General features: G+C 63.8%; 29 protein-coding genes. 18 read left to right on the top strand and 11 right to left on the bottom strand.

What is annotated here, in order from left to right; all coding sequences use genetic code 11:
• Positions 1-13: 13 nt before the first annotated feature.
• The 6 genes from CLV47_RS17445 to CLV47_RS17420 are packed head-to-tail and all read right to left on the bottom strand — an operon-like array spanning position 14 to position 6,937.
• Complete coding sequence (locus CLV47_RS17445) at positions 14-2,140, bottom strand: hypothetical protein (protein ID WP_106350401.1); 2,127 nt, start codon at positions 2,138-2,140, stop codon at positions 14-16.
• Positions 2,141-2,146: 6 nt separating this feature from the next.
• A complete protein-coding gene (locus CLV47_RS17440; RefSeq protein ID WP_106350400.1) occupies positions 2,147-2,710 on the bottom strand; it encodes a hypothetical protein in 564 nt (187 codons plus the stop codon).
• Entirely contained in the window at positions 2,710-5,154 is a 2,445-nt protein-coding gene (locus CLV47_RS17435) for an ATP-binding protein (protein ID WP_106350399.1), read from the bottom strand. Before CLV47_RS17435 ends, CLV47_RS17440 begins: the two co-directional genes overlap by 1 nt.
• On the bottom strand, positions 5,151-5,540 hold the full coding sequence (locus CLV47_RS17430; protein ID WP_106350398.1) for a hypothetical protein: 390 nt from the start codon (positions 5,538-5,540) through the stop codon (positions 5,151-5,153). Before CLV47_RS17430 ends, CLV47_RS17435 begins: the two co-directional genes overlap by 4 nt.
• 9 nt (positions 5,541-5,549) lie before the next feature.
• A complete protein-coding gene (locus tag CLV47_RS17425; RefSeq protein ID WP_146135425.1) occupies positions 5,550-5,825 on the bottom strand; it encodes a TcpD family membrane protein in 276 nt (91 codons plus the stop codon).
• Between the two features lie 5 nt (positions 5,826-5,830).
• Positions 5,831-6,937 (bottom strand): conjugal transfer protein, encoded by a 1,107-nt coding sequence (locus CLV47_RS17420; protein WP_106350396.1) that lies wholly within the window; start codon positions 6,935-6,937, stop codon positions 5,831-5,833.
• Positions 6,938-7,204: 267 nt separating this feature from the next.
• Here CLV47_RS17420 and CLV47_RS17415 point away from each other — a divergent pair, with 267 nt between their 5' ends.
• Genes CLV47_RS17415 through CLV47_RS17405 form a run of 3 tightly spaced genes read left to right on the top strand, consistent with a single transcriptional unit; the run spans position 7,205 to position 9,201 of the window.
• Positions 7,205-7,654, top strand: a complete 450-nt coding sequence (locus CLV47_RS17415) for a helix-turn-helix transcriptional regulator (protein WP_170111133.1) — start codon at positions 7,205-7,207, stop codon at positions 7,652-7,654.
• Positions 7,655-7,687: 33 nt separating this feature from the next.
• Positions 7,688-8,914, top strand: coding sequence for a MinD/ParA family ATP-binding protein (locus CLV47_RS17410; protein WP_202862664.1), 1,227 nt, complete (start codon positions 7,688-7,690; stop codon positions 8,912-8,914).
• A 53-nt stretch (positions 8,915-8,967) separates the two neighbouring features.
• The gene (locus CLV47_RS17405; protein ID WP_106350394.1) at positions 8,968-9,201 is read left to right on the top strand and encodes a hypothetical protein; all 234 of its coding nucleotides are present in this window, start codon (positions 8,968-8,970) and stop codon (positions 9,199-9,201) included.
• Positions 9,202-9,376: 175 nt separating this feature from the next.
• On the opposite strand, the gene CLV47_RS21865 is transcribed toward CLV47_RS17405, so the two are convergent.
• Positions 9,377-9,814: a hypothetical protein gene (locus tag CLV47_RS21865; protein ID WP_146135424.1), complete on the bottom strand. Its 438-nt coding sequence runs from the start codon at positions 9,812-9,814 to the stop codon at positions 9,377-9,379.
• A 6-nt stretch (positions 9,815-9,820) separates the two neighbouring features.
• Complete coding sequence (locus CLV47_RS21860; protein ID WP_146135423.1) at positions 9,821-10,099, bottom strand: hypothetical protein; 279 nt, start codon at positions 10,097-10,099, stop codon at positions 9,821-9,823.
• Between the two features lie 604 nt (positions 10,100-10,703).
• Between CLV47_RS21860 and CLV47_RS17395 the strand changes: the two genes are divergently transcribed.
• The 14 genes from CLV47_RS17395 to CLV47_RS17335 all read left to right on the top strand — a co-directional run bounded on the left by CLV47_RS17395 (position 10,704) and on the right by CLV47_RS17335 (position 21,526).
• On the top strand, positions 10,704-11,609 hold the full coding sequence (locus CLV47_RS17395) for a ParA family protein (protein WP_106350392.1): 906 nt from the start codon (positions 10,704-10,706) through the stop codon (positions 11,607-11,609).
• Positions 11,606-12,118, top strand: coding sequence for a ribbon-helix-helix protein, CopG family (locus CLV47_RS17390; protein ID WP_106350391.1), 513 nt, complete (start codon positions 11,606-11,608; stop codon positions 12,116-12,118). Before CLV47_RS17395 ends, CLV47_RS17390 begins: the two co-directional genes overlap by 4 nt.
• Positions 12,119-12,415: 297 nt before the next feature.
• Complete coding sequence (locus tag CLV47_RS17385) at positions 12,416-12,814, top strand: hypothetical protein (RefSeq protein ID WP_106350390.1); 399 nt, start codon at positions 12,416-12,418, stop codon at positions 12,812-12,814.
• A gap of 78 nt (positions 12,815-12,892) precedes the next feature.
• The gene (locus tag CLV47_RS17380) at positions 12,893-13,513 is read left to right on the top strand and encodes an RES domain-containing protein (protein ID WP_106350389.1); all 621 of its coding nucleotides are present in this window, start codon (positions 12,893-12,895) and stop codon (positions 13,511-13,513) included.
• Between the two features lie 433 nt (positions 13,514-13,946).
• Entirely contained in the window at positions 13,947-14,471 is a 525-nt protein-coding gene (locus CLV47_RS17375; RefSeq protein ID WP_106350388.1) for a hypothetical protein, read from the top strand.
• Positions 14,472-14,638: 167 nt separating this feature from the next.
• Positions 14,639-14,902 (top strand): hypothetical protein, encoded by a 264-nt coding sequence (locus CLV47_RS17370; RefSeq protein WP_106350387.1) that lies wholly within the window; start codon positions 14,639-14,641, stop codon positions 14,900-14,902.
• Positions 14,903-15,191: 289 nt separating this feature from the next.
• Positions 15,192-15,590: a single-stranded DNA-binding protein gene (gene ssb, locus CLV47_RS17365; RefSeq protein WP_146135422.1), complete on the top strand. Its 399-nt coding sequence runs from the start codon at positions 15,192-15,194 to the stop codon at positions 15,588-15,590.
• A gap of 205 nt (positions 15,591-15,795) precedes the next feature.
• Positions 15,796-16,008, top strand: coding sequence for a hypothetical protein (locus CLV47_RS17360; RefSeq protein WP_106350385.1), 213 nt, complete (start codon positions 15,796-15,798; stop codon positions 16,006-16,008).
• Complete coding sequence (locus CLV47_RS22105) at positions 16,005-16,181, top strand: hypothetical protein (protein ID WP_170111132.1); 177 nt, start codon at positions 16,005-16,007, stop codon at positions 16,179-16,181. Before CLV47_RS17360 ends, CLV47_RS22105 begins: the two co-directional genes overlap by 4 nt.
• A 291-nt stretch (positions 16,182-16,472) precedes the next feature.
• Positions 16,473-16,865 (top strand): hypothetical protein, encoded by a 393-nt coding sequence (locus CLV47_RS17355; protein WP_146135421.1) that lies wholly within the window; start codon positions 16,473-16,475, stop codon positions 16,863-16,865.
• 75 nt (positions 16,866-16,940) lie between these two features.
• Positions 16,941-18,605 carry an N-6 DNA methylase gene (locus CLV47_RS17350; RefSeq protein WP_202862663.1) on the top strand — a complete coding sequence of 555 codons (1,665 nt, stop codon included), beginning with the start codon at positions 16,941-16,943 and terminating at the stop codon, positions 18,603-18,605.
• Entirely contained in the window at positions 18,595-19,644 is a 1,050-nt protein-coding gene (locus tag CLV47_RS17345) for a hypothetical protein (RefSeq protein ID WP_106350382.1), read from the top strand. Before CLV47_RS17350 ends, CLV47_RS17345 begins: the two co-directional genes overlap by 11 nt.
• Positions 19,645-19,729: 85 nt before the next feature.
• Positions 19,730-19,903 carry a hypothetical protein gene (locus tag CLV47_RS22100; protein ID WP_170111131.1) on the top strand — a complete coding sequence of 58 codons (174 nt, stop codon included), beginning with the start codon at positions 19,730-19,732 and terminating at the stop codon, positions 19,901-19,903.
• A gap of 1,140 nt (positions 19,904-21,043) precedes the next feature.
• On the top strand, positions 21,044-21,526 hold the full coding sequence (locus CLV47_RS17335; protein WP_106350380.1) for a hypothetical protein: 483 nt from the start codon (positions 21,044-21,046) through the stop codon (positions 21,524-21,526).
• Positions 21,527-21,634: 108 nt separating this feature from the next.
• On the opposite strand, the gene CLV47_RS17330 is transcribed toward CLV47_RS17335, so the two are convergent.
• Positions 21,635-21,985: a hypothetical protein gene (locus CLV47_RS17330; protein ID WP_146135420.1), complete on the bottom strand. Its 351-nt coding sequence runs from the start codon at positions 21,983-21,985 to the stop codon at positions 21,635-21,637.
• 50 nt (positions 21,986-22,035) lie between these two features.
• Here CLV47_RS17330 and CLV47_RS22795 point away from each other — a divergent pair, with 50 nt between their 5' ends.
• On the top strand, positions 22,036-22,464 hold the full coding sequence (locus CLV47_RS22795) for a very short patch repair endonuclease (protein WP_106350378.1): 429 nt from the start codon (positions 22,036-22,038) through the stop codon (positions 22,462-22,464).
• A 3-nt stretch (positions 22,465-22,467) separates the two neighbouring features.
• On the opposite strand, the gene CLV47_RS17320 is transcribed toward CLV47_RS22795, so the two are convergent.
• Positions 22,468-23,481 (bottom strand): Cfr10I/Bse634I family restriction endonuclease, encoded by a 1,014-nt coding sequence (locus tag CLV47_RS17320; protein ID WP_170111130.1) that lies wholly within the window; start codon positions 23,479-23,481, stop codon positions 22,468-22,470.
• Positions 23,481-23,693 (bottom strand): helix-turn-helix domain-containing protein, encoded by a 213-nt coding sequence (locus tag CLV47_RS17315; protein ID WP_202862674.1) that lies wholly within the window; start codon positions 23,691-23,693, stop codon positions 23,481-23,483. Before CLV47_RS17315 ends, CLV47_RS17320 begins: the two co-directional genes overlap by 1 nt.
• Positions 23,694-23,727 lie beyond the last annotated feature (34 nt).

Genomic DNA, 23,727 nt, shown 5'->3' with positions numbered 1-23,727 from the left:
TCACCCCAGCCGTTCATCGCGACGAACCGGTCCCACGCGGAAACCGCCGACGCTCATGTTCGGTGATCGGTGCGGCCGGCGGCGCCTGCTTGTCCTGCAGCGGTGAGACCGGTGACGTCGTCGAGGACTGCACAGACGGCAGTGGGGTCGATGGCAGCGGCGGCATCTTCCACCGCGGCCGTGACCGTCCCCCGTTGGTGGGGTGCCCGGTCGCCTTCGCGACCGGGCTGGTGGCGATCTCGGCCGCGATCCGTTCCCGTTCGGCGTAGGTCACGCCGCCGCGGGGCTGCTCGGTGACGACCGATGATCCGGGCTTGTGTTCGGGAATCGTGGGCGCGGCGTGCCGAGCGGCCCGCGGGGCGCGCGCCGTCTCCCGGCCGCGGACCTTGTTCTCCCGCGCGAACTCGCCGGCGCTCATCGGCGCCCCGGACGCGGCGTAAGCCCCCGCACGGCCGGAGGCCGGCGTGGATGCACTGCTACCAGTGGCTGCGTACTTGGTGTCGGCATACGCCGGCATCTGGAACCGAGCCGGCCGCCGCCCGGCCGAGCCGGTCCCGCTGCCGCCGGACGCGCGGTCCGCCGCAGCGCCGACCGCGCCCAGTCCGCGCTGAGCGGTACTGCTGCCGCGGTGCAGCTGCCGGGAGGCGAAGCCCATCGTGCGCATCGCCATGTAGGAAGACATCACGCCCGACCCGGACATGCCCAGGGCATTACGGTCCCCACCGATCGCGAAATTCTCCATCTGGCTGCGTAGCCGCCACGCGGTCACCAGCACGACCACGTTGAACAGGCTCGACATGAAATACCCATACGTGCCGAGCTGCACGTTGATGATCCCGGACACCACGGCGATCGCGCCGAGCGTGAGGGTGATCAGGATGCTCTGAAAGATGATCGCGATGAACGACTGCAGCCACTGCATCCCGATCCGCCGCCCGACGCCGGGCATCACCCACAAGGCGAGGAAGAACGGCCCGACCACGACCAGCAGCAGGATCCCGACCGCAGCCATCAGCCCGAACAGCGTCAGTCCCAGCAACAGCACCGCGATCGGGACCGACACCAGCAAGAACAACAGGACCGCGCCGAGGCGGCCGGCGAGCTGTCCGCGGATCCACCGGTCGTTTCCGTTCCACGCCTCGTACTTGTCGTTCTTGATCTGGGTGTAGTTGTCGTTGAGATCCGTTACTAGCTCGGCGCGCTTGTCGGGGTTCAGCATGACCTCGGAGTTCGCCACATTGCCGCGGTCCGGGTCGAGTGCTTTGCAGGTGGCGAGCTGCTTGAACTGGATGTAGCAGTACGGCGTGTTTACCCACGAGTCCCACAGCCCGTTGACGAGCTTGCGGCTGCCGTTCACGGCGGTCATCTGCTCACAGCTGCCGGGATTCTTGTAGCAGTTCGGGTTACCGGTCAGGTCCCCGCCATTGCTGGTGCCGAGGGCATTCTCGCCGTTCTGCCCCGCGTTGGAGTAGATGCTCATGACCTGGGTGCCGATGAACGCGCGCGCACCGTCCACGGTGCCGATGATCGTGCCGGGAAATAGCCCGAACGCCATCGCGAAGATCGACCCGCCGACGATCCAGGTCATGTCGTTGAAGATGGTGCCGCCGCCCTCGCGCTTGGCGCGGGCGTAGGCGCTGAACCCGGCGATCACCAGCGTGACGCCGAGCATCGGGATCAGTAGCCGGGTCGCGACATCCTGCACGACGTTGTTGATCTTGTCGGTGTTGTCGGCATACAGGTCCAGCCCGAGCATCCACTGCGTGGCGATCAGGGCGCCGCGGATGATGCTCGCGCCGACCCAGAACAGGCCGTTCTCGATCCCGTTCAGCGCGCCGGTCACGGTCCCGGCGAGGCCGTCATTGTTGCTGTCCGGCGCGAACAGGAACTCGTAATCCGAGGTGTCGTACCGCTCGAACGGGGTCGCCTGATCCCCACTCGCGCCGGTATAGGGACCGGTGAACAGGTCATCGGCGTGCGCCATGGAGGTGGAGCCGAGGACGAACAGTCCGGTCAGCCACATCAGCATCACGAACCGGCGTTTGCGCTGCAGCGGCCACCACACGACCACCCACGCGCGATCCCGCACCCGCGTCAGCCATCCCTTGCGGACAGCGGCGAGGTTCTGCATCAGGACCATGACCGGTCAGCCCAGTGTGATGGAGCCGCTGGCAGGATCGGCGTGACCATCCGGGCAATCCGGGGTCATTAAGTCATCAGACACGCTCTTGGTCACGATCGAGTTAATCTTGTAGTCGTTGCCCTGTTTAAGGACGGTGACCTGGACGCCGCTCTCGGTGCCGGCATCGGGGTCGAACTCGATCGATGGTTCGACACGGTACAGGTAGAGGTCTCCGGGTGGAGTCTTGGAGCCCCCTTGTGTGGCATCGCACGTACCGACGAGGTCGAGCGTGACCGCGGTCTGCTTGAACGTCGGGTCGTTCTCGCACCAGCCCTGCTTACCGAACCGCTTCTCGAGCTCTTGGGTGCCGTACATGCAGATATCAGTGGTGTGCCGCGTGACCATCTTCGTCGCGGCCCAGTCCGCGAGCTTGCGCCCGTCAGACTGATCCGGCGCACCGGCCTTCTGCTGCTGCGCCGACGAACCGCCGCTGCCGCCGTTACCGGTCCCGGGGTCGTCGTCACTGCAGGCGGCCAGACTGATCGCCAGTAACGCGCTCAGTACCGCGGCGGCGAGTTTGCCTCTCATCACGCGACCTCCATCTGCTCAGTGGCCTCGTCTGGGCCGGTCCGTTTCTGCGTCGTGCTCAGCTCCTGCTGGATCAGGCCGCTGAGATAGTCGAACTGCACCGGCGCGATCTGACCCCACCGGTCCTTCACCTCGCATTGGCCTTTGCCCCAGGACTTCTGCCGTGCCAGCACGCCGGGATCCGGTTCCAGGCCGAGCATCCGCGCTTGCGCTACTGCCTCGGCGTCGGTCCGGACCCGGAACGCGCACACCGTGGTGATCTGGTCTTCCAGGCCCTCGATACTGGCCAGTTCCGCGCAGGCCTGCGTATCGAGCAGCAGCGAGGTGTCCAGCGCGCGACCCATCAGGGCGGTCTGTTTCACCATCGAGCGGCCTACGTCGTATCCGGTGAGCAGGTGCAGCTCGGGCAGCGCGATCACCTTCGGGATCCCGCGGACCCGGCCACTCATGTACGTCGAGTACGCGAACGTCGCGCGGGTCAGCATCATCGTCATCCGATTCGAAGGCGTCCAGTCCTCCCGCGCCGCGTCCCTCTCGGGCCAGGACATGCCTGCAAACGTCATATACACCAGGCCAGGACGGATCGGCAGCGACGCCGCGTCCGGGTCCGGTGGACCGGCGACCGGCATCACCAGCGGATCTTTCGCGACCTCCGCTAACTCCTCCCCGAGCCGCCGCGTGGCCGGATCGGCCGAGACGAGGAGGCTTTGAATCACCGACCACGTGGAGCGGTGCTGCGGATTCGGCAGCGCGGCGATGTCGTTGGTCGCGCGGCGCAGAATCGGCTCGGACGCGTCCGCGACGCTTTTGCGCAGCATCAGCTGCAACAGGTCCAGGCAGATCCCGGCCGCGTCCTTACCGTCCGGGACGTACCGGAACGGGCACATCGACCCCGACGCGGCGGCCGCGGTGGAGACCTCGTGCGTGGGAACACCGAACTGCCGCGCGACCCTCGGCAAGCCGCCCAGGTCGCCTTTGAGATCCAGCAGCATCACCCAGGAGCCGTAGATCGCCTCAGCGAGGGACACCAGCATCACCGCGGTGCTCTTTCCCGCACCCGATGAGCCGAGGAACACGCTCGTCACCGGATCACCCTCCAACGCGGCGTCAGTCACCCGCAGCCGGAACGGCGCCGGCGTCGAGCCGATATTCGCCGCCAAGTACGGCCCATCCACCTGACCGAGCGCGGACCCGCCGTGAAACCAGCCCCCGATCAGGGTGCTCATCGGGCGCAGCTGCGTGAAATCGTGCACCCGCGAGTAGTCGCCCAGCACGGTGGAGCGCCACAGTTCCCCTTGCAGGTTCGGCGCCGGCCACAGCTGGATCTGCATCCCGGCGTAGTAGTCGATCGCGGCCGTGGTCCGCGAGTCCAGGTCCTCTTTTGTGTCGGCCTCCACCAGCCACACCGGCGTGTCCTCGATCATCGAGGCCTGCCCGCGGGAGACCTCACTGACCCGGGTCCGTAGCACCGCGCGCGATTCCTCCAGGGCGTCGGGCATCTCCTCGGCCAGGCCCTTCGAGGCTTCCCGGCCCTGCTCTTTGAGCAGTGAGAGAGCTTCGGTCATCTTCTTCGTCGCGACCGCCGGCGGCAGGTTCACCCCGCGGATCGACACTTCGAGCGGGTACTGCCGCGCCGCCGAATCGTCGGTATCGCGCAGCAGCAGGTCGCGTAGCCACTCCCCGCCCGGCAGCGCGAGATCCATGGTCGGGAACCCGGTCTGTGTCGGGGTCAGGCACCGCATGTACCGCACACCGGAGTCGGTGTGGACCTGCACGTGATCGGACTGCACCAGCACCTCGCCCGCGCGCAGCCGCGCGGTCTCCCCCGGCCCGGCAAGCGGGCCCGGTGGCAGCCAGTCCACGGTGCGGTGCAGGTCGTGACGCAGCGACCACGCGATCTCGTGCACGCTGGCCGGTCGGGCCGCGAACGTCGTCCCGCGCAGCCGGTCGTGCCACGCCGCGGCGCGGGTGACGTACTGCTTCATCTGCCTGCTGGCGCCCTTGATCGGATCGGTCCCGGCCCGCAGCGCGACCGCGCCCATCGTGGTCGCCTCCTCATCGACGCGTACACCGAGCAGGACCTGCCGCCGCGGGAAGTTGCCATGCTCGATCCGCGCGCCCTGCAACTCGATGTGCTCACGCACCCCCGGCGGCGGGTTACCGCCCCAGTGCGCCAACTGAGTGCGCACGTGTTCCGGGCCGGAGTACGTGCCCCACTGGATCTTGATGTGGAACTGCACCCCCTTGGGCAGGGCCTGTCTCAGTTCGTTCGCGCCGGTCAGAGTCAGATCGAACAGGGTCGCGCTGGCCAGTTCGTCGGTGGAGCGGGTCGGGATCACGCACCACGCCCACACGCCGTGATCGCCCGCGGTCATGCCGCCTGCGATCACCGACGGTGTCGACAGCGGCCCGGAGTCCCGGCGCAGGCTCTTGAACAGGTTCATGCTTGTACCTCCACCACGGCGAACTCGACCGGGATCTGCTGGGCGCCGTTGTCCGGCCGCGCGGTGTCGGCGTTGAGGATCAGGCGGTCAGAGCGGTTGAGCCGGTACGCGGCGGCATCGAGCCAGGACCGCAGCCGGACCCGGCCCGAATCGTCGCGGCTGACCGCGAGCCAGGTCGCGATCGCCGGCGGACCGAACCACAGGTACGGCATCTGAAGTAGCGACACTCCGATCACGCCCATCACGATTAGCCACGGGGTGAAGATCAGCGTCGCGACTTTCATGCTGGAGCGGCGGATCCCCTCGCCCAGGTCGAAGTTGAAGAGCCGGTACTGGCGGGACTCGATCCGCACATGCGCGGTATCAGTCGGTAATGGCAGCGTCATGACCGGGCCTCAGCCGAAGATCGAGCTAGTGATGTCTTGCAGCAGGCCGATCGCGGTGTCCGGGGTCCACACGAAGAACCCGACCACGATCACGCCGATCACCTCGGCGACGATCTCGCCCCACTGCCGTTTGGCGTAGGCGTTCATGATCCGCACCAGCAGAATGATGATCAGCACGGTGCCGAGCACCTTGATCACCAGATTCTTCAGTGAGTCGAGGTTGATCCCCGCCGCCAGCACGTCGCTGAAGAGGGCTTCGGTGGCCAGGTAGTTCACGGTGCGCATGGCGGTCACTTTCCTTCGGGTACTGAGGGGGTCAATACGCCGATCCGGTTCAGTACCGGAGCGGTGGACAATTTGGACAACAGCAGCCCGTAGGTCTGCTCGATGAAGGCATCAACACCGGTCAGCTGCCACATCACGGTCACCGACGCGGCACGCTCATCGGTGTTATCGATGCCGGTTTTCACGTCGACATCGCTGATGTCGGTCGGGGTGAGCTGACCGCTCATCCCGGCCAGGTGCGTGCCGGGAGCGGTGATGTACTGCAGGTCACCGGTCGCGTAGGAGGCGAAGATCTTCAACGCGGACGCCTCCAGCCGCCCCGCGGCCGCCGAGTCGGTATCGGTACCTGGACCGGTGACCGGGACAACGCTGTCGGCGCTGAACACCGGACCACTGGCCGCGACCACCAGCCGCGCGTCGGCGGTCGTGATCGGCACGATCAGCCGCAGCCATACCGCCGCCGCGGGCTTGTAGTTATTCGGTACCGGCGGCACGAATGCCGGCGCGGCGCCTTTCGATGGCGCTGGCCCGGAGGTCGTCGAGGTCGGACCGCCGTTCGGGACGTAGGCCTGCACTCGAACTAGGACCGCGATCGCCGCGGAATGCTCACCAACCGCGCGGCTGGCCTCCACCACCGGGCTATCGGCCCGCAGCACCGACTCCCCCGTCCAGGTCGCGGTACTGACCGCCGCGTCCGCGCCGGGCACCACCCACTGCTTGAGGGCGGCCTGCCGTTGCGGGTTGTATTCCGGCCCGCCGTAGGAGAGGTAGTCAGTCGCGAACCCGGCGGCGAGACCGCCGGCCGCGGCGAGATCGACGGTGGTCTGCTTCGATGCGGCTTTCTCCTGGCCGCCGAACAGATCACGCAGTGGGTGGATGACGAGCTGATTGATACCGGCCAGCACCACCAGGGCGATGGCGATGTTGCGTAGCCATACCCACGCGGTGTGCCCGCCGCGGCGCCGTTTCGCCTTCGCGAACCCCGCGAACACATCGTCGGTAGATGCCGATCCGCTCGAGGCGGTCTGCCACGGGCTCCGTGAGTCGCCCTGATGTGCAGATGGCGATGAGCCGCCCGACTCGAAGCCGAGGATGCGCCTCCACGCCGTCATACGGGAACCTCCAAACCTCGCGTGCTCTTAATTTCTGTTCAGTCCCCGTATGTTCTGCACTCAATCACACTGCTGCGACAAACGGTTGACGGCCCTCCAACGCTGTGGATAAGTCCACGACCTGCGCGTTCTCGAACTACACTCAAACAGTACATATAGACACGCTAGTTGACAACAGGAAATTGAGTAGTAATCATTGACGATAGATAAACATTGCCGCACGTTGATGTGCGTACGAGAGGGGGCGGTCCTGACATGATGGGCAGCATGCCCCGATACGCCGTCACCGGCCTCGACCGAGACGCCCTGACCCAGGCACGCATCGCACGCGGCCTGACTCAGGAAGATCTCGCCATCAAGCTGAACGTTGCGACCAACACGGTGCGTAACTGGGAGACCGGGCGGGGAAATCCGATGCCGAACACGTTTGCCCTGTTACTCCGGGTGCTGAACATCTCGCGCAGCGAACTACTGCTCGAGGCGGAGGACGCACTGGACGCGTTAGCGGACTACCGCAGACGCGCTGGCCTCAGTCAACGCGAGGCAGCCGGCGCGACAGGCCTGCCGTGGCATCGGCTCCGGGAAATCGAACGTGGCGTACGAGTGGCCACCACGATCGAGGCGCAGACGATCGCCGGCGCCTATGGGATTGCCGCGGACGACGTCACGACCGCGAACCAGCGGCTACATAGTTACCGACACAACGAACAGACCTGATCTGTGCGAGTACGGCAAGGGGCCAGTCAAGCAATGGAAGCGATCATCTTCGACGCGGGCACCGCGAGCGTGGACGCTCGACCGGTGACGGCGTCCGGCGCGCAGAACATCTACCAGCTGGTTCTCGATCAAGTAGCGGTACGCGCGGCCTCCGAAGGCGAACCCGTCTCGCTGACCGCGCACGATCACGTGCAAGGCACGACCGATCAGATGCTCGTCACCGCCGACGGGCAGGTCACCCTCCTCCACGCCCCGGCCGCGGCTCCACGCCAGGCACCACGACCGCCGACTTCGCCTACGCCGCAGGCTCCATCGCCCGAGGTACCAGGTGGTTTTCCTGCACCGCACTCCCCCACCGCGACCGACTTCACGTCGTTCATTCGGCCGACGAAGCCAGTCCCCTCTAAGGGCTGGCGCAGGACAGTCCACAGCCTCACCGGCGGCGCGATCAATCCCGGTCTCAGCGCCACCGAACGACGTCACGACCAGCTCATCGAACAGGCGCAGACCCGCGCCACTAAGCCGTACACGATCGCGGTGATGTGTCTCAAAGGCGGCATCGGGAAAACCAGTACCACCGTCGGAGTCGGGCTCACGCTTGCGCAGCATCGTGGCGACCGGGTGATCGCGATCGACGCGAACCCCGATGCCGGTGACCTATACGAGCGGACCTGTCCCGGTGAGGCTCCTGCCACCCTGACCGATCTCGCCGATCGGCTTGATGACATTACTGGCATGACCGACCTCAGCCGTTATACCTCGATCGCCGGGCGGCTGACCGTCCTGGCTGGGGATCAGGAACCGACGATCAGCGAGAGCCTGTCGGCCGAGGACTTCACCAGCGCGCTACGCACGCTGCAGCACTACTTCAACGTCATCCTCGTCGACTGCGGAACGGGCGTCACGCACCCGTCGATGGTCGGGATCCTGTCCAACGCCGACCAAGTCGTGATCGCCGGAGGGTACGCCGTCAGCGGAGCGAAACGCGCCGAACGGACCCTGCGCTGGCTCGCGACCAACGGTTACGAGCGGCTCGCCCGCAACGCGGTCGTCGTACTGACCGCGACCGCGGAGGTGTCGCGGCAAGTCAATACCGACGCGATCGAGCAACTGCTCGGCTCCCTCGCGGCCACGGTCGTCACCGTGCCGCGCGACCAGGCAGTCGCCGACGGCGCCGCCGTCACCCTCGACCGCCTCGATGAGGCCACGAGACAGGCGTACCTGCAGATCAGTGCAGCGGTCGCGGAAGATTTCCGCTGATGTCCCGGCGTGGCACGAACATCGCATCTGTTACAGAAACTAAAGTTTGCCCCATGAGCCACACAGGACGTCCCAGCTTTGGCCCGCGTGTACTGATTCCTGCCCGTGTCCCAATAGAACTCAACGAGCAACTGATCGCTATCGGGAAGACCCTGGGAATCCCTAAGGGCGAGGTAGCCGTGCGGCTAATAGCAGCGGCTATCGAGGACTATGACGTGGCCGAATTGCCGAAGATCTACCACAGCAACAAGTGTGACAACAACCAGGAACTCCCGATGACCGGCTAAGACGAAGCAACAAGAGCCGAGGCTAAGCGGTGACCACTCCCCTGCCTCGCCGTGCACATTCGTCGCTGAGGCGTAACAAGCCCAGAAAAGACGAAAGCCGCCCCTAAAAGTCCTGGAAGACCGGGCGGCTCACGGATCGCACATAAACGATCACTTCGTCTGCGTAGAGCGTACCTCACTGCTCCGCAGCCTGGCCACACGTATCGATAAACCACTCTCGCGTGTCGTGGCTGGTCCTGCGCACCCATTTTTCGATGAGTGCGCTCCTGCGCAGACTCCACAGCATTCCCACTCTTTGACGGTTGGGAATCCTTCTTATGGAGTCACCACTTTGAGTAGCGCGACCGCTTCGCATCTTCTTACCGATGAGCGCATCGACCAAATCTTCACCGAACAGTTCGGCGTCATCCGGCCACGGGTACCCGAAATACCGGCAACGAGCTCCCTCGACGAGCTCGAAGCTATCGCGAATCTGATCGACTCGGTCGACGACATTGAGGCTGAACGTCACCAGCTCGCCCACGACCTGTACACCGACCTGCCCATGGTTGATCCTCAACCGACCCACGCCGATGGGTATGGCTACCTGTCCGGCCAACAGTGGCTCGCGCACGCTCGATCACAGATCACCAGCCGGCCTGAGATCCTCGCAGCACGCCGAGTCTCTCCCCAAGCGGCCATCGCCACTGCGATTACTCTCGCTGCCCTCGCCCGCAAGAATGGGGTGTTCATGGCCGGCCTCGACAACGCGGCAGCCAAAGCCCCCCGCATCAGCGAACGAACCTTCTACCGCGCCCTCGGCGCGCTGCAAGACCTCGGCATCGCCGCACGGCGGTTCCAGGGTCGCAGAGCAACCTACGAAGAACGTGCCCTGATCCTCGCGGTCGGTCTCAAGCACGACCGCTGGCGGTCCATCTGGCAGCTAACGATGCCCAGAAAACCAATTCGACCCACATCATGGCAGTCCCCGCGTAGCGAGTCTTTTAAAGCTTCTACCTCAAGATATAGAGGTTTATCTACACGCCTACCGCGTGACGAAGCGGCTACGCCGCAGCAACCACGAAGGAAGCCCCGCTGGAAACACTACGATCCCGCCGCACGAACACTTTTTGACGGCCTCCAGAAGCTCTCTCGCACCTGGAACCGAGCCACCCCTGGACGAATGCTCCCGAAGCTGACAAAATTCGCCCTCGCCGGCGTAGGCCCGTCACAACTCATCGCAGCGATGGACCGTGACAACGCGCAGGCACGGCGTGTAACTCCTCGGTGGATCCGCGATCCCAACCGCTGGCTCCTTGCGGCTCTCGGACGCCTGGACACTAACCACCCACCGACCTGACATCACACGCATACCCCCACCATTACGCCCACACTTACATACCCGTACACATACAACTAACTGTGCAACCGTAGACACGCCGCGCAGCCTCCCTATACCCGCGCCGCGTCGCACTTATCCTGAGCCATATGTACGCCCACACTTCTACCTACTGGATGAAACAATGATTGACTACGGGGCGCTGGACCGGACCGTCGTGATAGGCAACGGCAAAGGCGGGGTGGGAAAGACGGCGATCGCGGCAAACGTCGCCGGACTTGCTGCGCGCTCGGGATATCCGGTGCTACTCATCGATCTCGACCCACAGGGAAACATCCGCGACGAACTAGGCATCCGCGGAAGCGAAGTAGATGACGACGGGGCAGGCCTCGCGCAAACCCTTATGTCTGGCCAGCCACTGACCGTTACCGCGCCACAGGCGCGGCAAAACCTCGATGTCATCATCGGCGGTCGCGCCCTTAGCGACGTCGCAGCAGTCATCAGCGGCCGAATCGCCGCCGGCCGACATGACGGCAATACTCTCGCGGGACCGCTTGCTGCCTATCTGAGCGGCACAGGGTACGACCTTGTCGTCATCGACAGCCCACCCGGTGAAGCCGCATTGCAGCAGGCCGCACTTGAAGCCGCGCGGTGGCTCGTGATCCCCACCCAGTCCGATACAGCTAGCCTGCAGGGAATGGGCGAGATCGCCGAACAGATGGTCCGAGCGGGTGAAACAAACCCAGCGTTGGAACTGCTCGGAGTCGCACTGTTTAACGAATCGGTCGCAGCAACAGCCCTGCGGCGCGACGTCACCGCCGATATTACGACCATGCTCGGGGACATCGCGCCTATGTTTTCTACTATCATCCGGACCTCGGTAGCCGGCAAAAAAGCCCGCAGGGATGGACAGCTGGTCCACGAATACAGCGAAAAGCTGACCGGTGAGGCGCCCTGGAAGGCCCTACGGGAAGGGCGAAAGCCAGCGAACCCAGGGACCGCGCCGGCCCTCGCCGCTGATTACCTGGCCTTGACCAACGAAATCCTCACGCAAATAGCCGACCGCGAGAAGGAAGCAGTCAACGCATGACAACCCCGACCGCGCTACCAGACCTCGCCACCACACTGCGCCGCAAACGCGCGACGCCGACGGGACAGGTCACAGCCGAAACGACGACTTCGACGGCCCAGGCGCCTGTGCGAACCCCGGACAAAGAATCGGAGACGCCCAGTCCGGCCAAAGCCTCACGTCCCGTGGAACGTCGTGAATACCTCCGCCAGATCACTTACTCGCTCCCACGGGACCTGCACCGACGCGGCAAAGACCGTGCCGCCGAACGCGGCGAAACACTCACCGCATTTCTCTTGAATGCAATAAATACCCACCATGAGCGGATACTCGACGGACATGAGACCCCGCAAGAGGTCACCGGTGGACTATTTACCATCCCGCAGGCCGCCCGACCCACGGTCAGCAAGGTCCAGACAAGCATTCGGATCACCGACAGCCAAACCGCGGCGATCACCGCACTATGCAAGAAAACCGGGCTCGATAGGGGAGAAGTCTTCGCAGCAGCGCTACGGCTTGAACTTCGCTAAGCCCGGCGAGCTCGACCCACGCGGACCGTATTCACCGCGCATGAAGACGCGGCGAAGAGCGCGGTCAGCCGACGCCGTAACGAAACTGAACGCGACGTAACGAAATTACGCAACGTCCACGCAGGGTATCCAAAAAAGACGATCGGCGCGGTTATCGAGTGCCTCACCCCACGACTCGGATGAACGTTCTTACATATCAAGCGCACCGTTGCATACATCGAAACATCTGAAGGAGGCGTACGATCAGACAAATGACACGCATAACTGTCGCATTAACCCGATATTAAGGGGACGGTCATGACTAGCGTTGCAGACGGAGTCCGGTCGCGAGACCGAACCCGATACGACAAAGCCCATGCCCAGGCCATCCGAGTCGACTTCACCGAGATCGTGAAATTCCTCTCCGAAAGCCTCGGACCGAAACTCACCGCGTTCATTGCCGGAGTCGACACCAAAACAGTGCACCGCTGGATCAACAGCGACGGTCAGAGGCCACGCGAGGCGTACGAACAGCGCCTCCGCGCCGCATTTCAGATATTCCAGCTACTGCAAGCCGTGGAATCACCACCCACCGTGCGCGCGTGGTTCATGGGCATGAACCCGCAACTCGATGACGCGTCTCCGGCCGAAGCCCTCGCAGAAGACCGTAAGCGTGATGTCATGGCCGCGGCACGTGCGTTCGTGCAAGGCGGATAACGGAACTATTCCAGAGTGTCGACACCCAGCTCCGCAGTCCTGCCCCGCGAGGCACAAGCATCAGGTCCACTGTTTCGAGTGGCACGTTCTGACCGACTCCTTGATTTCTCCTACATCCACGCCGCCGATGCCCTCATGGCCAGATCGGGAAACCGGTTCGACGTACCCGGCGGGGGAGTGCTCTATCTGGCCAGTACCCCCAGCGGCTGCTACGCCGAGACCCTCGCCCGGTACCGGCCGTCCGCACGGATCATCGACGCCGTCCGGGGTGAAGATCCCAGTTTTCTCGTCGCCGGCGCGGTCCCGGCCGACTGGCGGCACCGGCGGCTGCTGGTCGATGTAGACCTTCACCAGGCGCTGCCGTTCCTCGATATCGAGGCCGCGGCCACGCACACCTTCCTCACCGCGCAGCTCGCGGCAGACCTCACGGCGTTAGGCGTCAACGAAATTGACGTCGCCGCCGTACGCGGACCCAACCGCCTGGTCACCAGGCTCGTCGCCGGATGGGCGTACGCGGCCAGCGACGAGCAGGGCAACGCGTTGTACGCCGGCATCCGCTACGTCTCACGACTAGGGAACCATGAATGCTGGGCCGTATTCGACGGCACACAGGTAACGCAGCGCCGCGGGCGCACCATCGACCTGGACGATCCCGACCTCCTGCTCGTCGCCGACGAGTTCGGGCTACGCATCTTCTGAGCGATCCCGACCGGCAGTGCAGTCACCTCCATCGCCGGCCGCGCACTACCGGCTAGCCGGTGGTGTGATCGGGCTTCGCTAGCCGCTCAGACAATCCACTCCTATAAGGAGTCTCGCTAGCTCGACACGACTCACTCGCGGGCTCGATCGCAGCGGCGAGAAAGAACAACAGGGGAGCGGCCGGCGGCACTCACCGACCGGAAAAGGCCCGCGTGGTCCAGTTTTGGGCTGTGGGAAGTCGTCTCAGTGAAGCCGGTCTGGGGCCCGACCTGTCAAGGCACGCCACCACCCGGCCCGGGGCGCTGCGCTTATATCCCTGGCCCGGGCGGCGACTCTACGGCCTGGACAGCCCACCCTCGACCGGCTCCCCATCACTGCCTTCACCCAGCCGGAAACACCGGCACTACATCGAGGGCAGAAAGCAGGTCCCACCATGAGCACCTACATCAGCCGAGTCGCCCTCAGCATCGCCGGCACCCAGAAAGTCGCTGTCAGTAGTCACACCATGACCAGTGACGAATTCCCGCACGTCACCGTCCAAGCCGGGCAGCTGCAGATCGTCTGCACCGAGCCCGGTGCCGTCGAGGCCTGGGCCGAAGGCTGGGCCATCGCCCGCGACCTGCGCGCGGTCGAGGCCGAGGTACCGCTCACCGCGCGAGTCACCGAGCCGATGCAGCTCGCGATCGGGACCATCGCGATCATGGCCAGCTGCAACGGGTACAGCATCCCCACCGTCGTCGGGATGCCCAGCGCCGTCGGGGAACGGGCCTACGTCGAAGTCGCCGTTGACGCGGTCACCGTCCGCGCCTACGACCAACGCGCCATCACCAGCATGCTGGAGGCCTGGTCACACGCGCACCACCTCGCCCGGCCGACATTCACCGACCCGATCGACCTGCCGCAGGCGAACGGGCACGCCATTCAGCGCCGCCGGCAGCGCGCCGGTCACACGCGATAGGGCGGTAACAGGGGGTGCCCGCCATACCAGGTGGGCACCCCCTCCGGGGCGTTATCCACACGCCGGAAGTGGCGCGCCCGCAGGCTGTGGACAACCACATTCGCCGCGCCCCGCTCAGCGACAGTGGACGAAATGCCACCCGAACTCCACGAGGAAAGAAGCGCACCATGTACCAGATCCGCACGCTCGACCTGCAAGACGCGGTCAGCACCACCATCAGCCGCCACCGCGACTGGTCAGGCGCGCTACGCGCGTTCTGCCGTGCCAGCATCGACATCCGGGACGTTCTCGCCGCCAGCGACGAGACCGTCGACATCGGGCTCGAGCTCGTCGATGAGGACGGCCGCACGTGCGACCGGGTCTGGATCAGCCACCACCACGGGCACACCGACACCCTCAGCCTGCGCTGGCCCGACCCGCAGCACGCCTGAAAACTAGTCAGGCCGCCCTCCGGGCGCGCTACCCCTTGTGGCCGCACGCGGCACATCCTTGCTCCGAATCGCCAATTCTTTCACGGTGGATCGCTTCACCAAGGGGAAGTCCTCCGGACAAATCCACTCGGCGCTCCTACGTCGCTTATTTCCTCGCGGATTTCTCCTGCGGACCGCTACGCGCCCTTGGCTCCGCTCACCACCACAGAATTTGGCTTGATATCGGAGCAAGGACAGCACCGATCAGGTGACCAAACCGGACACCCGCAACCAACGTAAGGAGCAAGTCATGAGCACCACACTCACCGTCGAAGGAAATCTCGTCGCAGACCCAGAGCTAAAATTCACGCCGAGTGGTCACGCCCTCGCCACGTTCGCTGTCGCGGTCAACAACCGCGAGAAGAAGGCAGGGGAGTGGGTCGATGCACCCGCGACCTACCACGACATCGAGGCGTGGAAGACCCTTGGCGAGAACGTCGCGACCAGTCTCTGCAAGGGCAACGGGGTCATCGTGACCGGCGTGATTCGCACCCATACCTGGGAGGACAAGACCACCGGCCAGCAGCGTAGCCGGAACACCATCACCGCGTACAACGTCGCCGCCAGCTTGAAGTACGCCACCGCGGCCGTGCACAAGGCCGAACGCAGGAGCGATAACGAGATCAGCGAACCAGCCTCGCAGTTCTAACCAAAGCCCCGGGGGTAGGCCAGCCAATAGTGCGGCCTACCTCGGCCGGCTGCCGTGAGAATGTCGGCCGGGTGCGAAATGATCAACGACGAAACCACCCGCAAGACAGACCGTCACAGACTTGGTGTCTCGCCCGCGCGAACCGCCTCCGCAGCGGGCGAGACGCCATCGCTACCGAGACCGAGTACAGGGAAGGTGATCGAGGATGCGTACCGCCGACACAGACGCGACGTACTACCGCACCGCGGCCACGATGGCCTATCCCTGCGGCCGACTACTCCGCGTCACCGACGACGGCACCCTGGCGGTGTATGACCAGCAGCAATGGCGCGCCCTCGGTCGCGCCGCCGACGTACCCGACGGCGCACACGCGATCACCGCCCGCGAAGCATCAGAACGTGTCGGGCAGAACGCATGAGATCCCGGCGCACCGAGCCCGAGCTGCTCGCCCACATCTTCAACCGACTCAGCGACATCGGGCTTCTCGTCGGCACTCTCAGCTTCGTCGTGCTCATCGTTGCCTGGCAGAAGGACTGGCAACACGCGTACGCATGGGTCTTTCCTGCGTCATGGGCGGAACCATCGGGGTAGCCGCTCGCGTCGTCGCACGCCGCTACACGAACACCGACTAGCCTGGGCTGGCCGCTCAAAAGACCATCGCACACCCGTTCGATGTGGTGGCGTACGCTAGCGCTCATGGGTGCACAACGTCGCTACGCCACAGAGCCCACTGCCGGCCTAGAGCGGGCATCCGGAGGGTGAGCGGGGGACCTCATCGCGGCCGCCGAACGCATCGCCGCCCACCACGAACGACAGCCTGCCGGCGGCGTGTACGCGGGGGATGGCAGGTATATCGGCAAAGCCGATGATGAGGCATGGGACGTGCCGACACGAGCCGGTGCGGGCCGGTACCGCAGGGGAGACCGCGCCGACGGCGCAGACGCGCGGCTACTCGTCACACCCGGCCAGGATCTCGACGCGATCACCGAGCTGGTGTACGTCGCGCGTGGCTACGAGTCGCCGGCCGCGTGGCGGCATCGCCGGGTCGCGGACGTGCTGTACGCCGCGATCGGCGCCGGCATGCTCGAGTCAGCCCCTACCGCGCAGGTAGAGGACACCGCGAGCCGCTATCTCGCGACCATCGATCCTGGCTGGCTCACCGACCACGCCGCTGGTCTCCGCGCCCACCTCGGCCTGCCTAGCGGAAGATGGACGGACTCCGCGTGGGGTGCAGCGCTGCGTGGCAGAGAAACATGCCGGAAAGCTTCTCCTTGAGAGCAACAGATAGACAATCGAGACATCGCGGGACGTCGTCTCGGAGATGTCACACGGGTCATGCACAATGGCGACGTGACCGTAACCCGCCCGAGCGCCCTCGACACCGCCAAGCTGCGCAAGGCGCGAGGTGCATTCTTCACTCCTGCTGCGATAAGCAGATTCATAGTCGAATGGGCCGTTCGCGATCCCCATGACTCAGTTTTGGAACCCTCGGCAGGTGACGCTGTTTTCCTTGTGGAGGCCGTTCGTCGCATGCGCGAGCTTGCCGACGGCGAGACGATGACGCCGAAGGTGCGTGGAGTTGAGATTCATGCACGCAGCGCACGCATCGCACGGGCGCGGGTGCGCAAAGCTGGGGGACACGCGACGATCACCGGGAGTGACTTTTTCCTCCTGGAACCCACTGCCAGCTACTCCGCCGTGATCGGAAATCCGCCCTACATCCGCTACCAAGAGTTTTCGGGTGAGTCGCGAGCAAGATCTAGAGCGGCGGCACTAAAGGCAGGTGTATCCCTGACCGGCCTCGCTTCAAGCTGGGCAGCCTTCACGGTGCATTCGGCGCTCTTCCTCAAGAAAGGCGGCAGACTCGGCCTGGTTCTTCCAGCAGAACTACTCGGTGTTAACTATGCCGCCGCCGTCAGGAAATTCTTATTCGAACGGTTCAAATCAGTCCAACTCGTGCTCTTCACCGAGCAGGTGTTTCCAGAAGCCGAGGCGGACGTGCTGCTGCTGCTCGCGGAAGGCTTCAATGAAGGTCCGACCGACCATGCAACGATCTACCAGGCACAAGACGCCGAAGCGCTTGCCAGCCTGAGTACACCATTGAGGTGGGCACCGTTGGATCCGTCTGCGAAATGGACCGGTTTGCTAGTTGACCCGGACGCAATCGAGCCACTCCGGTCTCTCAAACAAGCGGGTCACTTCACGCACCTCGAGACTTGGGGCGATACAACGCTTGGAATGGTGACAGGCAACAACAGCTTCTTCGCCCTTTCGCCCGCGCGTGTGACCGAGCTGGGACTACCCCGAAAGGATCTCTTGCGGTTGTCGCCGCCAGGTAGCACGCATCTGCGCGATCTGTCCCTCTCTGCTGGGATGATGAGACAGCTTGGGCGCAACGGACGCGCAACTTGGCTTTTCCGTCCGGCTGCAGAGCCGTCCGCTGCAGCAAAGGCATATATCACCGCGGGCCATCTTGCGGGTGTCGACCAGGCTTATAAATGCCGCGTACGCACACCTTGGTACCGCGTACCGCTACTTGCGCCGGCCGATTTGCTGCTGACCTGCATGAACGCTGACACGCCACGACTATCGACAAATGACGCGGGAGCGCATCATCTCAATTCGGTACACGGGGTCTATCTCAAGCCGAGCGTGAACGAACTCGGCCGAGATTTATTACCACTGGCGAGTCTGAATTCGGTGACGTTGCTCAGTGCCGAGATGGTCGGCCGCTCCTACGGCGGCGGCATCCTCAAGATCGAGCCACGGGAAGCAGATGTCTGGGCGATGCCGACACCAAGTCTAGTTCAGGCGCGGGCGAGCGAATTAGGAGCGATTAAGGAGTGCGTAGCAAAACTACTGCGGTCCGGGAATCTAATGGAGGCGGTCGCCATGGTTGATCAGACTCTCTTGTTAGATAGCGGATTGGTCACCAAGACCGACCTCCGCAATGTTCGAACCGCTCGGACCATGATGGCCACGAGGAGAGCATCGAGGTCAGATCGTGGCCGCTGAACCATCGGCAAAGGCCAAGGCGTGGGCGATTTTCGATCACATTGTCCAAGAGGCCGCGCCCAACGGTGACCACTCCGATCCATGGACGCGAGACCCCGCATCCGGCGCGCTCGTCTACACGCCAGATTTCGACGTGCTCACCAGGCTTCTCGGTGTGCCGCTTTATTTGAGGGCCGTGCCGAGAACAGGTGTACCAGCGCTGGCTCTTGACGTGTGGACGTCGTACGAACTACGTAGAGCCGGGTTCGATAGTGACGCCGTGTGGCCGAGGCCGTCCGCGCCGAGAGTTCTTCCGGCACCCATTGTCAGCCTTCTGCAAAAAGTCACCAAACCGGAGCGGGAAGCGCTCTGGAACCGGCTCCGGGGGGCCACACCGCCCGCCGGTGCAGCGGCGTCGAGCGCGAGCATTCTCGGTAAGAATTATCTGAAGCAGGTCGATGTTGTGATGTCGAACTGGGTCGCTGGTCCTGAGCTGCTTATCAGCACGAAGCGCATGGATTCAAGTTTCGGAAACAACGCTGCCAACCGTGTCGAAGAATCGTATGGCGATGCCAAAAATCTTCGCCTACGACATCCGCTGGCAGCACTTGGGTTCATGTACGGTCTTCGGTCCACGATCTTCAACGAATCACCGGGTATAGCCGAGTGGCTGGTCGACCTTCTGCAAAAGCTTGGCCGCGAAGACGACGCGTACCACGCAGTGACGCTCATCGTCATGGAATACGCCGACGACAACGCCGTCGAAGGAAGCGACGATGATGCCGGGGACGGCAAAGGCGCACTCACCGAGGCCGGCGTCACTATTGACGAACCTGACACCGATACCAGTGTCGCAGCGACCGAGGGGACTATCGAAGTCGGCGCAGTCGAAACCGCCATGGCCAACCTTCCTCTCGTAACTATTCGGTTCGACCTCGTGCCTGCGGGGCTGCAGCCTGGACGCTTTATCGCAGAAATGACCAGGCGCGTTCTCGACGCAACGCCCGTAAATCTCCATAGGGAAGCGCGAAGGCGGATGTCCAACTCGATGCCGGGGTGAAACATCGCGTCGGCCCGACGCGTCTGCCCATCGTCTCAAACTCATGGGGGTATACCGCGCCTGAGGTACAAGTTGCCGGGATAATGTGCCTGCTGTAGCCGCGACGGGCGCCGGAATACTCGAGGTTTTCCCCACCGCAAAGGACGTGGAAGGCGTCGCTCAGTACTTCGCGAGTATCGACCCGGGCTGGCTTACCGACCATGCCGGCCCGCTGGAGGTCGGCGCAGCGCAAGAATCGGCAGCGAATCGTAAGTGGTGATAGGTGGATGACCGAGGATGGCTGGCGACTCCTACTCGCCGTGCTTGCGGTGGTGATTTCTCTCGCCGCTTTCGGGTTCTCGATCGTTGCGTTTCGCCGTGGCTTGCCCAAACTTCGGATCGAAGCGGGTAAGGCGATGGTGTTCGAACCTCAGGGTGATCCCCGAGGGGTGATTGTCGTAAGAGTAGCGAACAACGGCGGGTCTTCGGCGCATATTAGTGGCGTGACCCTCAACGCCACGGACGGGTCGCACCGGGAGTACCCGATGAGGGTTGGGGGCGGTCCCAGCATGCCGCATGAACTTGCGGCAAATGGAGGTCGGGCGTCGTGGTTTTTCGATCATGCGCAGCTACGCCAGCATGCGCGCGATCAAGTACGGGATGAACCTCTAAGGGTACGGGCAACGGTCCAGGTTGGTAGCAACCATCGCCGTCAACGGGGGCGAATCGATATCGCTCCCGCCGGTTCTACGGCCGACCATAGGTCTCTAAATGGGCGACTATTGGCGTGGATTCGTAGTTGGACCCATCCGGGTGTGGGTCTGTACCCGTTCGCGTCAGATTTCGACCTGATCAACCGGACTGGCACGCTCACTCTTTTGAACGCAGGTCGAGGATTCACGCGTCCTTCCAAGCTCACACTTACAGTGCAGCACGCTGATGGCCATCGCGATCGCGTTGTCGGTTATGACCCTGTACGGGTACCTCGGATCTGGCCACGCAGTCAGATCACTCTGCGCGTGCCACTCGTTAACCCGCCCGACGTGGGCGATGGGGACACCTTCACGTGGAGTTCGACGCGGGGAAAGGGAATCGGCGGCGGCTACGGCGCCACCACTTACGCCGAAGCTGAGGAGTTCGTAAAGCAATCTAAGAGTAGGACCGAGGCGACCGATGCCGCGACTGAGTGGCTCGGCGATATAGCCCCGCCGACGGACCTTTAACATCCGAACTCGCCCCCGACACAGAGCGAACGCGTCCGATTAACGATCCCTCACCGGCACACCATCACGGCGATGTCGGTCCCCACGTTTACGCTAGTCGCATCGTACCGAAAACCCGTTCCGCAAATAGTCCCGTTGAAGGTGCCTTATTCGGTACGGCGTAGATGCTAACCATTTTGTGCCGAGAGGACCGAGCCATGGCTGCAGTTAACAGCGACACCGTTGCTGACTCGCTCCGCGCGTGGGCGCGCGGCAACTATGCCCTCGAGGCCGCGGCCGAGATGGTGATTCGGGCGGCCAGTGGCCGCTACGCGGATCCCGGACAACCGTGGATCACCGCCAAGCATCAGTCCGGTGGCGGCGATCGGTACATGCTGGATGTCGACGCGATCACCGACCAGAACATCGGGGCGTTGTCCGGGGGAGAGCAGCGGGTTCTTCGGATCGTCGCTAGTCTCGCCGGCGGTGCACCGGTTCGCCTTGACGATGTGGCCGGTCTTGATCGCGGGACGTTAGACCTCGCCCTGGCTGCGATAGCGCACGCCGGGGGCAGCCATGAGCACTCCGATGTCGCAGTTGATCCGGACGGCGGGGACTTCGCGGTCATGAGACTTGGCAGTCTGCATCCGTGGCCGACGGGGTCCACGCCGCCACGTTGGCCGACAGGGAGCCCGTCGTGAGAGCAGCCGGATTAGGGTCCGCGGCGATGACATAAAAACATCACTACGGTTCGCAACGTTCATATCTCGGACCCCGGGCGCCTTTCACTCATCAAGGACATTCTCGAGTTAAACCTGGTGAAGGCTCTCGGGAAGGTTGGAACAGGGCGCCACGTGGCTTGGCTCAGCACTCTCTGGGATCGCCACGAACGTCCAGCCCAACGCCGCGAGGGCGTAGGTGCCAGCTTCCTCCGCCTCGATGCGGTTCCACAGGTCCGGTGTTTCGCCTGGCATCAAGTCTGCTGCGGGTGTGCCTAGCCACAGGTCGTCGCCGGCCCATCGATGCGGTTCGCCGCTCGCATTGAGGACGTCGCTGAACACATCGCGTGCGACGATCGGTGTTGCCCAGCCATTCCAAGGCTCGCCGAACGCGAGAGCTTGCCAGGACCGATCGGGTAGGGCGTCGAGAGTGAACCGCATGTAACCAAGCATGCCAGCCACACCCGACAGATGGCGGCAACAATGGGCTGATGGCTGATCATCTCACCCCAGACGGACGCTCTCGAGTGATGGCGGCGATCAGGTCCAAGGATACGAAGCCAGAGCTTGCGCTGCGGTCGGCCCTGCGTGCCGCAGGCGCGACGGGCTACCGGCTTCATCTGCGTTCGCTACCGGGTCGGCCAGATATCGCCTTCACCAGATGGAGAGTCGCAGTATTCGTCGATGGAGTGTTCTGGCATGGACATCCTGACCACTTTCACCCTGATCGTTCTACAGAGTATTGGCGCGTGAAAATTGATAAAACCAGGCGGCGCGACCGCGCGGCCAACATTGCTCTCGCAGCGGAAGGGTGGGTCGTTGTGAGGGTCTGGGACCAGGAGGTCAAAGCATCGGTGGGGGCGTGTGCTCAGAAGGTCATCCAAGCGCTGGCTCGAGCGGGCTGGGGAAGGCAGGGTTGACTCTCAAGCGCTCACTGTTGCCATGCGTTGATTCAGGAAGGCGAAGAACCGCTGCACTATTTGCGTCGCGTTAGCGGGCTCGTAGAGCTCCCGGACGGCACGGTGCGCCGTAGGCTCTCCAGCGGAGTGAAGTGACGCGGCTGTGTATATCGCAGTAGCGCCTGTTCCCTCCGCGGTTAAGGCGTGTACCTCAAATTCAACTCGTGGCGCTCCGAGGTGCCTTTCGAGGAGTAACTGCATCACGTTGGCCTCGTACAGCGGCTGGTACAGGCGGTCTGAGCGCAGGCTACTTTTCAGCGCCATCGCGAGGATGATCTCTCCGGGTTCGACCGAGTCCGCGAGCCGCGTATGGGCAGTCGAGAGCGTTCCTTGGGAGCCGCGGTCGAGATTCAGAAAAGGAGTACGCCAGATATCGTCCTTGCGCACTTCATCGGGCAACACCACTACGGCAATGTCCGGAGTTGAGGTCGGCATAGATAGGTTGTTCTCTGCAAGTTTGTCACGCAGTACTGCGATCCGCGCCTTTGCGTTCGGTTCGAGTAGCCGGACCCAATCGTAACGGCGCGGCAGGTTGACGATGCCGACCTGTCGGCGTTCCGACCTCCCGACTGAGGGTCGTGCATAGCGTCGAGGCGTTGGCCAGTTGCCCGTGGCCATGAACGAGTTCCAATAGGCCGCCGCATCCCAGAGGATAGCGCTCGTGAGGGTCTCGTAAATGTCTCCAGTGACCTTCGCAATGGCGTTGCTGTCGAGCGTGAAGTCGGAGCCATAGAGGTAGTCGCCCTCTGCTCGAGCGTTGGCAATTGGCTGACGTACGACCTCCTGGAAGGGCATCGCGTTGAGTCCGGACGACCCCCATCCGGGAAGGGCGGCGCCGAATGTATAGGCCAGCATGTTCTGTTGGAGGAGGCGGAACTGGGTCTTCCGGTTTCGAATTGGCGCATCCCGGAGGTCCTGGATGCACCGGTCCTCGGGGGACAGCGCGTTGGTGGCAACCTGGCTGAATCTGAAAGGCACTACAACTCCTCCGCCTCGTGGATAAGGGATGAGAGTGTGCATCCCAGGGCGTCAGCCAAACGCTGCTGCGTCATGAGGGTGGGGTTTCGCCGCCCCCGCTCCAGGCTGCTGATGTAGGTCCTGTCAAGTCCGGCCGCTCCCGCAAGTCCCTCCTGGGAAAGCCCCGTGCTCATCCGATGCCGCCGAACGATCAGGCCGAAGCGCGTCGTCATCTCATCCCGTGGCACGCTCGCGACACTAGGCATT

The organism is Antricoccus suffuscus (assembly GCF_003003235.1).
Lineage (GTDB): Bacteria > Actinomycetota > Actinomycetes > Mycobacteriales > Antricoccaceae > Antricoccus > Antricoccus suffuscus.
The sequence above is the reverse complement of the archived record's forward strand: the minus strand, read 5'-3'. Positions and strand labels throughout refer to the sequence as shown.

What these genes read in the sequence shown, in the direction of transcription:
- CLV47_RS17370 (WP_106350387.1), top strand. Translation starts at nt 14,639, where the DNA reads ATGTACCAGATCCGCACGCTCGACCTGCAAGACGCGGTCAGCACCACC.
- CLV47_RS17445 (WP_106350401.1), bottom strand. Translation starts at nt 2,140, where the DNA reads ATGGTCCTGATGCAGAACCTCGCCGCTGTCCGCAAGGGATGGCTGACG.
- CLV47_RS17420 (WP_106350396.1), bottom strand. Translation starts at nt 6,937, where the DNA reads ATGACGGCGTGGAGGCGCATCCTCGGCTTCGAGTCGGGCGGCTCATCG.
- CLV47_RS17395 (WP_106350392.1), top strand. Translation starts at nt 10,704, where the DNA reads ATGATTGACTACGGGGCGCTGGACCGGACCGTCGTGATAGGCAACGGC.
- CLV47_RS17385 (WP_106350390.1), top strand. Translation starts at nt 12,416, where the DNA reads ATGACTAGCGTTGCAGACGGAGTCCGGTCGCGAGACCGAACCCGATAC.
- CLV47_RS22795 (WP_106350378.1), top strand. Translation starts at nt 22,036, where the DNA reads ATGGCTGATCATCTCACCCCAGACGGACGCTCTCGAGTGATGGCGGCG.
- CLV47_RS17315 (WP_202862674.1), bottom strand. Translation starts at nt 23,693, where the DNA reads ATGACGACGCGCTTCGGCCTGATCGTTCGGCGGCATCGGATGAGCACG.
- CLV47_RS17330 (WP_146135420.1), bottom strand. Translation starts at nt 21,985, where the DNA reads ATGCGGTTCACTCTCGACGCCCTACCCGATCGGTCCTGGCAAGCTCTC.
- CLV47_RS22105 (WP_170111132.1), top strand. Translation starts at nt 16,005, where the DNA reads ATGAGATCCCGGCGCACCGAGCCCGAGCTGCTCGCCCACATCTTCAAC.
- CLV47_RS17405 (WP_106350394.1), top strand. Translation starts at nt 8,968, where the DNA reads ATGAGCCACACAGGACGTCCCAGCTTTGGCCCGCGTGTACTGATTCCT.
- CLV47_RS17390 (WP_106350391.1), top strand. Translation starts at nt 11,606, where the DNA reads ATGACAACCCCGACCGCGCTACCAGACCTCGCCACCACACTGCGCCGC.
- CLV47_RS17430 (WP_106350398.1), bottom strand. Translation starts at nt 5,540, where the DNA reads ATGACGCTGCCATTACCGACTGATACCGCGCATGTGCGGATCGAGTCC.
- CLV47_RS17335 (WP_106350380.1), top strand. Translation starts at nt 21,044, where the DNA reads ATGGCTGCAGTTAACAGCGACACCGTTGCTGACTCGCTCCGCGCGTGG.
- CLV47_RS17425 (WP_146135425.1), bottom strand. Translation starts at nt 5,825, where the DNA reads ATGCGCACCGTGAACTACCTGGCCACCGAAGCCCTCTTCAGCGACGTG.
- CLV47_RS17440 (WP_106350400.1), bottom strand. Translation starts at nt 2,710, where the DNA reads ATGAGAGGCAAACTCGCCGCCGCGGTACTGAGCGCGTTACTGGCGATC.
- CLV47_RS17415 (WP_170111133.1), top strand. Translation starts at nt 7,205, where the DNA reads ATGCCCCGATACGCCGTCACCGGCCTCGACCGAGACGCCCTGACCCAG.
- CLV47_RS17410 (WP_202862664.1), top strand. Translation starts at nt 7,688, where the DNA reads ATGGAAGCGATCATCTTCGACGCGGGCACCGCGAGCGTGGACGCTCGA.
- CLV47_RS17375 (WP_106350388.1), top strand. Translation starts at nt 13,947, where the DNA reads ATGAGCACCTACATCAGCCGAGTCGCCCTCAGCATCGCCGGCACCCAG.
- CLV47_RS17435 (WP_106350399.1), bottom strand. Translation starts at nt 5,154, where the DNA reads ATGAACCTGTTCAAGAGCCTGCGCCGGGACTCCGGGCCGCTGTCGACA.
- CLV47_RS17360 (WP_106350385.1), top strand. Translation starts at nt 15,796, where the DNA reads ATGCGTACCGCCGACACAGACGCGACGTACTACCGCACCGCGGCCACG.
- ssb (WP_146135422.1), top strand. Translation starts at nt 15,192, where the DNA reads ATGAGCACCACACTCACCGTCGAAGGAAATCTCGTCGCAGACCCAGAG.